Origin of the sequence: Sporosarcina trichiuri (genome assembly GCF_030406775.1) — a bacterium.
Classification (GTDB): Bacteria; Bacillota; Bacilli; order Bacillales_A; family Planococcaceae; genus Sporosarcina; species Sporosarcina trichiuri.
This window is the reverse complement of the sequence record NZ_CP129119.1, coordinates 2,441,806-2,454,836: the sequence shown is the minus strand read 5'-3', so window position 1 is coordinate 2,454,836 and position 13,031 is coordinate 2,441,806. Positions and strand designations below refer to the sequence as shown.

Below are 13,031 nucleotides of genomic sequence, written 5' to 3'. Positions count from 1 at the left end.
TTTGCTTGAGCGTTCCTCCCTTTGCTTGAGCGCTCCTCCCCTTGCTTGAGCGTTTCTCCCCTTTGCTTGAGCGCCCCCACTTCCCGACCCATCAAAAAAACCGCCGACCGGCGGTTTTTTCACTTCTTATGCTTCTGTTCATGCGCGAGGAGCCATTCTTTCCGCCACATGCCGCCGGCGTAGCCGGTGAGCGTGCCGTTCTTGCCGATGATGCGGTGACAGGGCAGGAGCAGGGTCAGTTTGTTCTTTCCATTGGCGGCCCCGACGGCTCGCACCGCCCGTTCACTGCCGACCGCTTTTGCGATGTCCCCGTACGAAGCCGTCCCTCCGTATGGGATGTCCGTCAACGCCTGCCAGACAGCCCGCTGGAAGATGGTACCGTTCACGGTCACCGGCACATCGAAGTCCGTCCGGGTGCCGGCGAAGTACTCATCCAGCTGGCGCAAGCACTCGGCCACAGCTGCTGGTGCGTCTTCCGCTGCCGGGACATCAGCCGGCGGTTCATCCTCCAGGAACAGCACCGAGGACACCGCCTCGTCCGTCCCGGTGATTTCCAGGATCCCAAGCGATGACTTGTAATAGACTGTCCTTCCTGATGACGGCATGTTCTCCTGCACAATTGTAATCGGCAATCTCGCCACCTCTTTCGCTAAATATGTCCAACCCATTTTCTTACGGGCGGGATAGTTTCCGCCCGCCGGTGCATCCTACAGGAAAACGAGGTGTCTATTGATGATGAAACTTGCCCTCGCCGTTATCCTGTTCATTCTTCCGCATGCATCCCAGCCTCTGACCGCCGTCGGTTTCATGGAAGCCGGAACCCCGAGTTATGCAGAATGGTCGCGTCTCGCCATTCAGCGGGCACAGGCGCACTATCCGGACGCGCAGATCATCGACTACTTATATATGGGCAGCCATCAGAAAGACGACGTTACAGAAGAATCGTTCCGCCTCTGGCTGCGCGAACGGGATCGCGAATATGCCGTTGTGGTCCGTGTCACGTATTTGACCGAGACCGGCAAATTGAAGGACGTCCGGTTCCAGGAGATCCAGCCGCCTCAATGAAGTCCGTTAGATGAAAAAACGCCTGTCCGGCCTCATGGCGAGCCGGACAGGCGTTTTGCCGTTCATCGATCGACGGTATCGGCCGATTTCTGGCCGTCTGCGATCGCTTTCGCTTCCGGCTGGCGATCCATCATGAACGGTTCCATGTGATCGAGCTTCAGCGTCTTGGCCGTCGCATCTTTGACGTCATGGAGCATCGACGGATTCTCCGCCAGCTTGATGCCGTACGACGGGATCATTTCCTTGAATTTCGCCTGCCACTCGTCCGCCCGGTCCGGGAAGCACTTGTTCAGCAGGTTGATCATGACATGGACCGCTGTGGAAGCACCCGGCGAGGCGCCGAGAAGGGCTGCGATCGAGCCGTCTTTCGCGCTGACGAGCTCCGTCCCGAACTGGAGCGTCCCTTTGCCGCCGGCTTCGGTCTCCTTGATGACCTGCACCCGCTGGCCTGCAACGACGGTGTCCCACTCGTCGACTTTCGCATCGGGCACGAACGCACGCAGTTCTTCCACCTGCTGCTCTTTCGTCAGCATGAGCTGCTCGACGAGGTACTTCGTCAGTGCCATCTCCTTGACGCCGGCCGACAGCATGTTGACGACGTTGCCCGGTTTGACGGACGTGATCAGGTCCATCATCGAGCCGGTCTTCAGGAACTTCGGTGAAAAGCCTGCGAACGGACCGAACAGGAGGGATTTCTGGTTATTGATATACCGTGTGTCCAAGTGCGGAACGGACATCGGCGGCGCGCCGACTGACGCTTTTCCGTACACTTTCGCATAATGCTGCTCCGCCACTTTCGGATTGTTGCAGACGAGGAACAGTCCGCTCACCGGGAAGCCGCCGATGCCTTTGCCTTCCGGAATGCCGGATTTCTGCAGCAGATGCAGACTTCCGCCGCCGGCTCCGATGAACACGAACTTCGCGGTATGACGCTGCACGTCCCCGCTGACCAGGTTGCGCACTTTCACTTCCCAGCGGCCGTCGCTCTTCTGCTTCAGCCCTTCCACGCTGCGGCGGTATTCCACATGGACACCTTCGCGTTCCAGATGGTCGAACAGCATGTTGGTGAGTGCCCCGAAGTTGACGTCGGTCCCCGCATCGATTTTGGAAATGGCGATCGGCTCCTCCGACGCCCGGTCCTTCATCATGAGCGGCACCCATTTTTCGAGTGTCTCCGGGTCTTCGGTATACTCCATGTCGTCGAAGAGCGGATTCTGCTTCATCGTCTCATAACGCTTCTTTAGGAAGGAGACATTGTCCTTGCCCTGCACGAAACTCATGTGCGGGAGCGGGCGGATGAAGTCCTCCGGATTGTGCAGCCGTCCGTTGTCCACGAGGAACGACCAGAACTGCTTCGACACCTGGAACTGTTCGTTGATGTTGATGGCTTTGCTGATGTTGACGGAACCGTCTTCCTGCTCGGTCGTATAGTTCAGCTCGCACAAGGCCGCGTGTCCGGTTCCGGCATTATTCCATTCGTTCGAACTTTCCTCGCCGGCCTCCGACAATTTTTCAAACACGGTGATGTTCCACTCGGGCACCAGCTCCTTCAGCATCGTGCCGAGCGTTGCGCTCATGATGCCTGCGCCAATCAGAATCACGTCTGTATTCGTTTCTCCGTTGCTCATTTGACCCATCCTTACACACTGAATTTGCAAAAGAGAGACAGGTTCCTTTTCAAGGAACTACCTCTTTTGTATTGCTGTTCCTCACTCGAATCTATTGGGAGCGATCAGTTAATGAATATACGTTCTTTACCCTACCAATTATAGACTAATTCGAGGAGATACAAAAGGGAGATGTTCGAGATGGCGTCTGATTCCCTATAATCCCTCCAGTCCCCCTTACCTTAGGGACCGGACGGCATGGGAATCAGCCATCCGGTTTCGCAACCCAATGCCCTTCCTTCACTTCCACTAACACTGTATTGGTTACATCAAACATCCTTTCCACTGCCGAGTCTTTACCTGCCGCCTGATGAGGGGCTGTTCTCAGTTTCGGGTCGGGTATCGGGATTGCGGACAATAAAGACTTTGTGTAGGGATGGAGCGGGTTGGTATACAGCTCTTCACTTTCCGCCAACTCGACAATCTTGCCGGCGTACATGACAGCCACACGGTCACTGATATGTTTCACCATCGACAAATCGTGTGCAATGAACAAGTACGTAAGGCCGAGTCGATGCTGCAAATCTTCGAGTAATTTCACAATCTGCGCCTGAATGGATACGTCGAGTGCGGAAAGGGGTTCGTCACATACGATGAAAGCCGGCTCTACTGCCAATGCTCGGGCAATACCGATCCGCTGACGCTGGCCGCCCGAGAATTCGTGTGGATACCGCATGGCGTGTTCCGGTTCCAGCCCTACCATCACGAGAAGATCCTCCACCCGTTTCTTCCTCTCTTGTTTGCTTTTGCTCAATCGATGGATATCGAGTGCCTGCCCGATTATATCCAGCACTTTGAATCGCGGATTCAAAGACGAATACGGGTCTTGGAAAATCATCTGCATATGCCGCCGCATCGCTTTCATCTCTTTTGCAGAAAATCGGCTGATGCCCATTCCTTGGTAGAGCACCTCACCGGCGGTAGGCTCGGTTAACCGGAGGATTGCCCGGCCTGTCGTGGATTTCCCTGAACCGGATTCCCCCACCAGTCCAAGTGTTTCTCCAGGGCGTATGTGGAAGCTGATATCATCCACTGCCTTCGTCACCCCTTTTTTGCCGTTTCCGAAATGCTGCTGGAGCGAGTTCACTTGGACAAGCGGGACAGCCCGGTCCATCCCTTCCCGCAGCTGCGGCACCCGTTTCTCTTTCTTTTTGTCATCCAACCGGGGCAGTGCATTCAACAATCGTTTCGTATAAGGATGTTTCGGACTCTCGAACAATTCAAAAACAGTGCCGGATTCCACGATCTCTCCTTCTTTCATCACGACAACGCGGTCGCACATCTCCGCCACGACGCCGAGATCATGTGTAATGAGGATGATCGAAGTGCCGAAGCGCTGCTGAATACTTTTCATGAGCGACAAAATCTGTGCCTGTATCGTGACGTCCAATGCGGTGGTCGGCTCATCCGCAATCAGCAGGGCGGGCTTACAGGCGAGTGCCATCGCAATCATCACCCTCTGACGCATGCCTCCTGAGAACTCATGCGGGTATTGGTCCACCCGTTCCTCGCTGTTTTGGATACCGACTAATGTAAGGAGCTCGATCGTCTCCTTCCTCGCTTCTTTCTTAGACACTTTCATATGTTTCACTATGCTTTCGGCGATTTGGCCTCCGATTTTCTTTGTTGGATTCAATGAGGTCATCGGGTCTTGAAAAATCATGCCAATGCCGTGGCCACGGATGCTCTCCATATCCTTCTCCGTTTTCAAACTCAGATCTTCCCCTTGGAACTCAATTACTCCCTCTTTTACATAGGACGGCGGAGACGGAAGCAACCTCATGATAGAACGAGCTGTTACACTTTTCCCACTGCCTGATTCGCCCACAATACCCAGTGTTTCTCCTTTGCCGACCTCGAAACTGACCCCGCGGACAGCATCGAAGTCCTTCTGTCGTCCCGTGAATGAAACGTGCAAGTTCCTCACTTTTAAAATCGATTCCATTATGAATACGCTCCTTTTGTCATATTTGATGATTCAAAAAGATAAAATTGACAATCAATAGTGTATATCCTATAGTTTAGTATACCAATCGGAATTAAACAATATGAAGGAGGTGAATTGGATGTCACGCACAGTAATTTCGCTTTTTGAACGCTCTTATAAGAAAGCCAGGGGCCATACCGCCTACCAAGTACTTTTGCTGCTGGCCGGACTGCCTCTCCATCTTTTCACGTATTGCAGTTATATATGGAATAGAAAAGACCGGCAGTACTCGAGCATGCTGAACGCTGCAAGGGTACAACTGGCGGACGAGGGGCGGAAGGAAGAATGGCTGGAGGAGTACAAGGATCAGCTTGAACGGAAGCGGAAATTTTTCGGTGAAAACGTCAGCTCGGCTGACATACACCGGGAAGCAGAGAAGCTGGCAGATGAAAAACTGACCGCAGAGAGTGAGCGGCTCAGTGAGATGCAGCTCACACAGATGGGGAGGCAAAAGGAGACGTACTTTACGTACTTTCAATCGCTTCTTCGGAACCCTGCATTTTTGATCGTTTCGCTGATTCCCGGATTCTTCATGTATGTACTGCTGTTCCTGATGAGCAATCCATTCATCCTCTATATCACAGAGCGGCTTTTGCAAAGCATAGGGGTGATCATCGGAGTTGCCGTTCTGGTCTTTACGATTCTCTATGTCTCTCCGTTCGACCCGGCCACCAACATCTTAGGAGAATCGGCAACGCAGGAACAAATTGCGAATTTCAACCGATTGCATGGGCTCGATTTGTCCTACTGGCAGCAGCTCTGGAACGCTTTGAAAGGAATTGCAACGTTCGATCTCGGGTCTTCGTTCGCGGGGAATGAAAATGTGGCAGCCAGTATTTCCAACAAGTTTCCGGTCACGTTAACGATCGCGTTGTTTTCCGTCATCATGGCGATTGTGATTGCGATTCCTGTGGGGATCCTATCTGCAACGCGGCCCAATTCGTTCCTGGATTATTCGTTCATGTTCGTCGCGCTGATCGGGCTGTCGATCCCGAACTTCTGGCAGGGGCTGATCTTCATCCTCGGGTTTTCCATTCATTTGAATTGGCTGCCGGCGACCTACAGCCCCGGGCATGCGCTTTCACTGATCATGCCTGTTGTCGTGCTTGGAACCGCGCTTACCGCTTCCATCGCGAGAATGATGCGCTCCTCCCTTCTGGAGATCATCAATGAAGACTACATCATTACAGCCCGGGCAAAAGGTTTGGCTTACGGACAGGTGCTGTGGAAGCACGCTGTCGGGAACGCCATGATTCCTGTGATCACCGTGATCGGACTATTATTTGGCGGCATGCTCGGGGGAGCGGCGGTAACAGAAAAAGTGTTCAACATTCGGGGGATCGGCAGCTACATCGTCGACAAGCAGTTCATCCCCGATATTCCGGCGATCATGGGCGGTGTCGTCTACGTCGCCATCACTATTTCGCTGGTCAATTTAGTGATCGATATTTTGTACGCATTGCTGGACCCGCGTATCCGTTCGAAGATTGACCATTCATGAGGCAGGTGAAAGCTATGAAAAAAACAATACGGAAACGTCATTCGTTAGCCGTTTCCACGGAATACACGCAAGCGAATTTCACGTGGGTTCTGTCGCTCGTCCTTACAGGGATCTTTCTCTGGAACAGCATTTCGTTCAAGACCGGCGATATACACCCCTTTGCCTTCAGCCTGTTCGGCGTCTGGGCAGCGACTACTTGTTTTCAGGTGTACATCACTCGGAAGATGAAGAAAGATCTGCTCCAGACGGGTGTCATTCCACCAGCCACGAGACGTCTTGGCTATGTCCAGCTCGTAAGTCTCGCAGCCGGCAACATTTTCGCAGGGGCTTTCGCTTTCAATCTAATCAACGCGAAAAAGTCTGTGGAATATACGTTTGCGGCGTATACGCTGCTGACACAGTTTACGGTGCTCGCCATCAGCGCGGTGAATCTATTCAAACCTTATGTCAGCGATACCTTTTTACCGTCCATGGGAACTCTCCTGCTGATCGGGGTTTTCTATCTCGCCGTACTCATCTTGGTCGTTCGCCATGTACAGGAGTATGAGGCGCCTCGCTGGATGACTTGGGTGGCGCTCTTGCTGCTGGCCAGTGCTGTAACCGGAAACTTATTCGCCCTTCTTTTAGGATGGACTCTCCTCATGAAAACGAGGAGCTCTGACCGATCGCGAATGCTGAAGTGGAACGTCATGTGGGAAAAGATCACACGGAACTCGACCGCGATGCTCGGCATGTTTTTCATCCTCCTGATGCTGGCGATCTCCATTACGAGCCGGTTTACATTCGATTATGCGCTCGCCGTGGAGAATAACTACAGTGCGATTTTGCAGCCGCCGAGCGCTGCCTACCCATTCGGAACAGATAATTTCGGGCGGGATGTGTTTTCGCGAATTGTGTTCGGAGCGAGAATTTCCCTGCTCGTCGGGTTTGCAGCCACCATTCTCCCGGGTGTGATCGGCGGATTTTTAGGCGCCATTGCCGGCTACTACAGCAATCATGTCGATAACTGGATCATGCGGCTGCTCGATATCCTGTATTCCATTCCGGGCATCCTGCTGGCCATTGCAATTATTGCGGCTTTTGGCGCGAATACGGTCAATCTGATCATCGCCCTCAGTGTAGGCGCCATCCCGACCTATGCCCGTACGATGCGGGCGAACGTCCTCATGGTCTCCAATTACGACTTCGTGGATTCGGCGAAGGCGCTCGGCGAATCGAATTTCGCCATCCTGTTCAAACAGGTCGTCCCCAACTCGCTTGCACCGATGATCGTCAAGTCGACACTGACCATCGGCGGGGCCGTCATCGCGACGAGCAGCTTGAGTTATCTGGGACTCGGCGTAGAGCCCCACATCCCCGAATGGGGGAATATTTTAAAAGTCGGAAGTGCATATCTTGAGACCAATTCGTACCTCGCCATCTTCCCGGGACTAGCGATCATCCTGCTCGTCCTCTCCTTCAACTTTTTAGGAGACGGGCTGCGCGATGCACTCGACCCGAAGCTTGACTGATTACAACTACTTACTGTGGAGGGATTCATCGATGGGAAAGAAATTACTATCACTCGCATTGCTGCTCGTTCTTGTGCTGGCAGGGTGCGTGCAGACGAAATCAGAAGTGGAAAAAGAAGGTAAAGACACCGACACCAAAGTCGGACCGGAAGAGAAAGTGAAAATCGAGGTTCTCGGAATGGGGTCAGGTGAGGAAGACCTGAACATTGTGCGCGACCAGCTCATTAAGAATGGATTCGACGTAAAGCTGAACATCCAGCCCGATTACGGCACATTCAAAGCCCAGCAGGAAGCCGGCAACTATGACCTCGCCCTATCCAGCTGGACGACAGTGACCGGGAATCCAGACTATGCAGTTCGTGCGTTATTCAAATCCGATGGAGCGAACAGTCTCGTGGACGATGAAAAAGCCGATGAACTGATTGAGCAGGCAAGTACAGAAACCGTGGATGAATACACGAACTCGTACAAACAGCTGGAACAGCGGCTTGTTGCAGAAAAGGCCTATATCGCTCCGCTTTATAACTCGTTTAAGGCGCAAGGCGTCAATAAGATGGTCTTGAACCCCGACACGGTCCGCCTCGCGAAATCACGTGCAATCGCCTGGGAAACGATCGACTTCAATGACACAGCCAAACGGGCAACTGAACCGCTCGTGGCACAGCAGGCGATCGGCGACTTAACATCGCTCGACCCGATCAAAGGAAACGACGGTTCCATCAATACTCTGAACACGAATATGTACGTACGCCTGGTCAATTTGACAGATGACGATAAAGTGGTGCCGGACGGTTCACTTTCTTATAACTTTGCGATGGCAGAAGGGAATTCCGACTACTACTTCCTCCTCCGCAATGACATTAACTTTGCAGCCGTCTCAGATGGAAAAGCGGTCGATACAGGAGAACGTGTCGGAGCAGAGGATGTTGTATTCTCGCTGAATCGCGCAAAAGACAAAGACTCCGTTCCGGATCACCGGACATACAGCCTGCATGAACATATTAAAAATGCAGAAATCGTAACAGATCTCAGTGAGCTGGAAAAAGCGACCGTTTCCGGCAGCGATGAAACCGTTCAAGCAGCTCTCGAAGACGGACTGGACACCAAAGTGTCAGAACTGGTCGATGACAAAACGAAAGCGGACAACAGCAAAGGCAGCTACCAAGTCGTGAAAGTCACAACAACCGAGCCATTCCCGCAAGTGCTGAACTACTTGGCTCACCAATCTGCCGGCATCGTATCGGAGAAGCAAGTGAAAAACATCAACACATATGACGTAGCTTCGTTCGATGTGGACAAAGACATTCCTTACGGTGATCAGCGCACAGTAACGGAAGGCGCCGGTTACAATAACCAACTGTATGCAAGCGGGCCTTACATCCTTGTGAAGAAAAACGATTACCAAGCTGATTTCGTCAAGAACCCCGCATACCGTGCCGGAAGTGAATTTGAACCGAAGATCCCGGCTGTCACTGTACGGTTCATCGAAGACGCGGACAGTGCGCTGTCTGCATTGCGAAACGGAGAAATCCACCTGTTCAACGGAGTTCCCGAAACGAAGTATGACCTCGTCGAAAAAGATGATAACCTGCTGCTGCAAAAGAGCGACAGCAATGCCGTCACCTATTTGCAGTTCAATACAACTGGCAGAACCGTCTCGGACAGCGAGAACTTGCGCAAAGCGATCTTGTTCTCCATCAACCAAGATGAGTTCTTAAATTACTACCATGGCAATAAGAAAAAAGCATATTCCACGCTCAGCCCGCTCGTCGATACAGGCAATGAGCTGATTGCTGATCCAAATCAAGTAAACGAGTTCTTAGAAGCCTACCGCAAGGAATAGAAAGTAAGCCGCCCTGCCGCCTGTATAACCAGGTGGCGGGGCGGCTTTTATTGCGGTTGCACGCGTATGTCCGGAGCGGCACAAATAGAGAATCGTGAGAGCTGCTCATAAATCTTGCAAAACGCTCATAAAGCAGCGAAAGTGATCATAAACTCAGGTTTCCGCTCATAAACCACCGCCCATCGCTCATAACTTCACAAACGCGCCGCGCAGAAAAGACAGCAAGTCAAAAGTCTGGCTTGTGGCTCCGCTCTGCTCCGCATTTTCTGTAGAATCGTACCGGCATCGCAGACTTTCATTGAATTACGACTCGAACAGCTCTTCCTCCAGCAGCGTGAACCCTTCGATCATTGTATCTTCTTCCACCTCGATCAGAATACAGCGTTTGCCGTCGACGTTGACCTGCTTCACATACTTCAGGTCCTGAGGGCTGATGGAGATGTTGGCGACTTTCGTGCTGATCTTGATGGATTTCGTATTGTAGTTCGGCACGACGTGGCTCGCTTTCAGCTCGTATGCCTCATCGTCGACAATCGTCTGGAACGCCTCGCGCACTTTCTCGGTGTCGACGTCCTCGATGCCGCTCACTTTCAGCACACGCTCGATCTCCTTCGAGTCGAGCACCGGCACGTAGTCGGCCTCCTCATCCTCTTCTTCCACCGTCGTCATCCTATGAAGTTCATCGTACACACCGGCCAGTGTCTGTGTATTCACCTCGTCGCCGACGACCTGCCTGACGATCTCCTCGAACACCGCCTTGTCGTCCTCCGCCGTCATGATCTCCTCGCCGTCGAGCACGTTTTCGATGAAGGCGTAATCCGGCTTGTTCACCTTTCCGGCCGCATACAGGATATGGTTTACGTCTGCTGCATTGTCCGTGAAGCACGGGAACAGGAAGCCGCCGACCGGTGAGGCCAGTTTGACGACGGGGTCCGCCAGTTCGCTCGACTTGAACTCCCTGCCCGTGAAGTCGAAGATGAGCGACGGCTTCGGCAGCTCGGTATGGTTCAGGCTGCAGAGGATGAACGGCGTCGTATACGTTTCGTCCCGCTCGCCCATCTCACGCTCTTCCAGGTCGTCCTTCGACTGCGTCGGCTTGAAGTACTGCCCGCGGATGAAGGTGATGACGAGATCCTTCTCATGCTGCGCATCCGCTACCATCTTCTCGGCGATCAGCTGCATCTCCCGGCGCCAACCGTCGGCGTCTGCCGCATGCAGACCAGCGTACAGCAGCTGCTGGGTATGGTTCCGCTGGCCTTCCTGGACAGGTGCGAAGCGGACTTCGAACAGCTTCATCGCAAGCTTGCCGCCGAGCACTTTCTTGAAACTCGTCAGGAACAGTTCCTGCCGGTCACGGTCGAGCAGCTCGAACGCCTGGCTTTCTTCATGATAGATCTCACTGCTCTCCTGGCGCACGTAGACGTTGTAGATATCCTGGATCGTCAGCAGATCGGCCTCCGGTTTAAATTGCTTGCGGATTGCAGCAATGTCTTTCTTATTCATGGTATTTCCCCTGCTTTCTCTAGATACAGACTGTAGCCGCCGCGCCACATCAGCGGCGGTTCTCGCATTTTTTCATTATAGCAAGGATTGACGATGCTTAACATGGAAGCAAAGCGGGTATAGAACGGACAGCGTCAAAAAACGATAAGATGAGGAGAAGTGATCACATGGCAGAAACACTATTCACATCCACAGCGACCGCAAAAGGCGGACGGGAAGGGCATGTCCAGTCTTCCGATAATGTCGTCAGTTTTGACACAGCGATGCCCGGTACGAAACGGGCCAAAGAACTCGAGAATTCAACGAATCCAGAGCAGCTGTTTGCTGCAGGATATGCAGCCTGCTTCGACGGAGCACTCCAGCTGGTCGCAGGCAAAGAGAAGGTCAAGTTCGACTCCGAAGTGACAGCGAATGTCAGCCTGCAGAAAGACGAAGCTGACCAAGGGTTCAAACTGGCCGTCAAACTCGAAGTCAAAGGGACAGGGATCGAGAAGGACAAACTGCAGGAGCTCGTCGAAAAAGCGCACCAAGTGTGCCCGTACTCGAAAGCGACACGGAACAACATCGAAGTCACTTTGGAAGCGCAATAAATCCGAAAGAGCGGATCCCTTTCCGCTCTTTTTTCATGCCGGCGCAAGCGGCTTCCGCAATCGGCAAGCCGTGCATATAGTAAGAGGAGTCAAGATGAAGACACAGGAGGAATCGTTTTGGGGAATTTCGGATCGTTCACCGGTACTGTCATGGATATCGAGGACGTGCCGATCGGGCAGCATCAGGAGTCGGACTGCTATAAAATTTATACCGTCGAACAGGCGCCGGATCAGATCGTCCGCTTCACCGTGTCGCCGACGACCTATTTCACCGACCAGGCCGTCGTCATGCCGGGGGACACGGTGACGGGCTTCTATGACGCCGATGCGCCGGTCATCCTGATCTATCCGCCGCAGTACAGCGCGCTCGTCATGAGCAAGGAGGTCCCCGGTCAGTTCACAACGGTCGCACAGTTCGACGAGCAGCTCATCAGCAGCGACGGCTCCCTGCAGCTGCTGCTGGACGACGACACCCCGGTCTTCCTGCCGAACGGCCAGCCGTTCAACGGCAGCCTCGCGAACCGGGACCTCATCGTCACCTACAGCCGCACGACCCGCAGCATTCCGGCGCAGACGACCCCAAGCCGGATCGTCGTGCTGTGCCGGCAATAAGAGGAGCAGCTGCATACCAAAAGCACCCAGACGCAAGCGGCTGGGTGCTTTTAGTATGGAAACTTCTTGCTATTTAAGAGTGTCCTGAGCCACCGACAATCAGCCGGTGGGAAGCTGGACGATTCAAATCCTAGCTTTCATCGCCTCTGCTACTAATCTTGAATTTCCGTCTTTTTCTTGATGTAATTTAGAAACGATATGATGATAATCTTCTGCACTTCTATTTTGACTCAATTTATAAGCAGCCTGGACATCTTGCACTTTCACTTCAAAGCCGACAATTCCGGCAATCTGCTTCTTTGTCTGGGAGGAGAGTGTCTCCCACAAAACAGCATTTTTGCGACCCTGCTCGTATTTTTGCAATAGAAGCATCAGATCTTCCTGCAATTCCTGCTCACTCAGTATGCGGCCTGCGCCATATACATGGATGGCTTGATAATTCCAAGTAGGCACTTCTTCAGACTGGTACCAGGAGGATGATATATAAGCATGGGGACCTTGAAACATGACCAGAACACTTCCTTGTTCATCCGGGAAAGTCCTCCATTGAGGATTCGTATGAGCCATATGCCCGGTTATATAGTAGTCATCCCCGCGCTTATGCATCTGAACAGGCAGGTGAGTTGCCAACGGTCTGCCTTGGTCGGTCGTCACAACCGTACCAAACGAGTTGTTTTGGATGAATTCTTCAATCTCCCTGAAGTCCTCGACCTTATATTGTTTAGGGATATACAAATCAATCCGCCTCCCAT

At 52.9% G+C, this 13,031-nt stretch carries 11 protein-coding genes; 6 read left to right on the top strand and 5 right to left on the bottom strand.

What is annotated here, in order from left to right; all coding sequences use genetic code 11:
* Positions 1–119 precede the first annotated feature (119 nt).
* Positions 120–605, bottom strand: coding sequence for a methylated-DNA--[protein]-cysteine S-methyltransferase (locus QWT68_RS12390; protein ID WP_040285635.1), 486 nt, complete (start codon positions 603–605; stop codon positions 120–122).
* Positions 606–732: 127 nt separating this feature from the next.
* On the opposite strand from QWT68_RS12390, the gene QWT68_RS12385 reads away from it, so the two are divergent.
* Entirely contained in the window at positions 733–1,065 is a 333-nt protein-coding gene (locus tag QWT68_RS12385; protein WP_290148555.1) for a DUF3889 domain-containing protein, read from the top strand.
* Between the two features lie 62 nt (positions 1,066–1,127).
* On the opposite strand, the gene QWT68_RS12380 is transcribed toward QWT68_RS12385, so the two are convergent.
* A complete protein-coding gene (locus tag QWT68_RS12380; RefSeq protein ID WP_290148554.1) occupies positions 1,128–2,693 on the bottom strand; it encodes a malate:quinone oxidoreductase in 1,566 nt (521 codons plus the stop codon).
* A gap of 244 nt (positions 2,694–2,937) precedes the next feature.
* A complete protein-coding gene (locus QWT68_RS12375) occupies positions 2,938–4,677 on the bottom strand; it encodes an ABC transporter ATP-binding protein (protein WP_040285332.1) in 1,740 nt (579 codons plus the stop codon).
* A gap of 121 nt (positions 4,678–4,798) precedes the next feature.
* Between QWT68_RS12375 and QWT68_RS12370 the strand changes: the two genes are divergently transcribed.
* Genes QWT68_RS12370 through QWT68_RS12360 form a run of 3 tightly spaced genes read left to right on the top strand, consistent with a single transcriptional unit; the run spans position 4,799 to position 9,574 of the window.
* A complete protein-coding gene (locus QWT68_RS12370) occupies positions 4,799–6,220 on the top strand; it encodes an ABC transporter permease subunit (protein ID WP_040285331.1) in 1,422 nt (473 codons plus the stop codon).
* Positions 6,221–6,234: 14 nt separating this feature from the next.
* Positions 6,235–7,731, top strand: coding sequence for an ABC transporter permease (locus QWT68_RS12365; RefSeq protein ID WP_040285633.1), 1,497 nt, complete (start codon positions 6,235–6,237; stop codon positions 7,729–7,731).
* Positions 7,732–7,762: 31 nt separating this feature from the next.
* Positions 7,763–9,574, top strand: coding sequence for an ABC transporter substrate-binding protein (locus QWT68_RS12360; RefSeq protein ID WP_290148553.1), 1,812 nt, complete (start codon positions 7,763–7,765; stop codon positions 9,572–9,574).
* A 303-nt stretch (positions 9,575–9,877) separates the two neighbouring features.
* Here the strand turns inward: QWT68_RS12360 and QWT68_RS12355 are convergent, their stop codons facing one another.
* Entirely contained in the window at positions 9,878–11,077 is a 1,200-nt protein-coding gene (locus tag QWT68_RS12355) for a DUF4317 domain-containing protein (protein WP_290148552.1), read from the bottom strand.
* Between the two features lie 167 nt (positions 11,078–11,244).
* Between QWT68_RS12355 and QWT68_RS12350 the strand changes: the two genes are divergently transcribed.
* Positions 11,245–11,667, top strand: a complete 423-nt coding sequence (locus QWT68_RS12350) for an organic hydroperoxide resistance protein (protein ID WP_040285328.1) — start codon at positions 11,245–11,247, stop codon at positions 11,665–11,667.
* Between the two features lie 117 nt (positions 11,668–11,784).
* Positions 11,785–12,279, top strand: a complete 495-nt coding sequence (locus QWT68_RS12345; protein WP_290148551.1) for a hypothetical protein — start codon at positions 11,785–11,787, stop codon at positions 12,277–12,279.
* A 123-nt stretch (positions 12,280–12,402) separates the two neighbouring features.
* On the opposite strand, the gene QWT68_RS12340 is transcribed toward QWT68_RS12345, so the two are convergent.
* Complete coding sequence (locus QWT68_RS12340) at positions 12,403–13,014, bottom strand: FMN-binding negative transcriptional regulator (RefSeq protein WP_040285326.1); 612 nt, start codon at positions 13,012–13,014, stop codon at positions 12,403–12,405.
* Between the last annotated feature and the right edge of the window lie 17 nt (positions 13,015–13,031).

Bases quoted from the DNA above. Each gene is read 5' to 3' on its own strand.
- QWT68_RS12390 (WP_040285635.1), bottom strand. From the start codon at position 605: ATGCCGTCATCAGGAAGGACAGTCTATTACAAGTCATCGCTTGGGATC.
- QWT68_RS12385 (WP_290148555.1), top strand. From the start codon at position 733: ATGATGAAACTTGCCCTCGCCGTTATCCTGTTCATTCTTCCGCATGCA.
- QWT68_RS12380 (WP_290148554.1), bottom strand. From the start codon at position 2,693: ATGAGCAACGGAGAAACGAATACAGACGTGATTCTGATTGGCGCAGGC.
- QWT68_RS12375 (WP_040285332.1), bottom strand. From the start codon at position 4,677: ATGGAATCGATTTTAAAAGTGAGGAACTTGCACGTTTCATTCACGGGA.
- QWT68_RS12370 (WP_040285331.1), top strand. From the start codon at position 4,799: ATGTCACGCACAGTAATTTCGCTTTTTGAACGCTCTTATAAGAAAGCC.
- QWT68_RS12365 (WP_040285633.1), top strand. From the start codon at position 6,235: ATGAAAAAAACAATACGGAAACGTCATTCGTTAGCCGTTTCCACGGAA.
- QWT68_RS12360 (WP_290148553.1), top strand. From the start codon at position 7,763: ATGGGAAAGAAATTACTATCACTCGCATTGCTGCTCGTTCTTGTGCTG.
- QWT68_RS12355 (WP_290148552.1), bottom strand. From the start codon at position 11,077: ATGAATAAGAAAGACATTGCTGCAATCCGCAAGCAATTTAAACCGGAG.
- QWT68_RS12350 (WP_040285328.1), top strand. From the start codon at position 11,245: ATGGCAGAAACACTATTCACATCCACAGCGACCGCAAAAGGCGGACGG.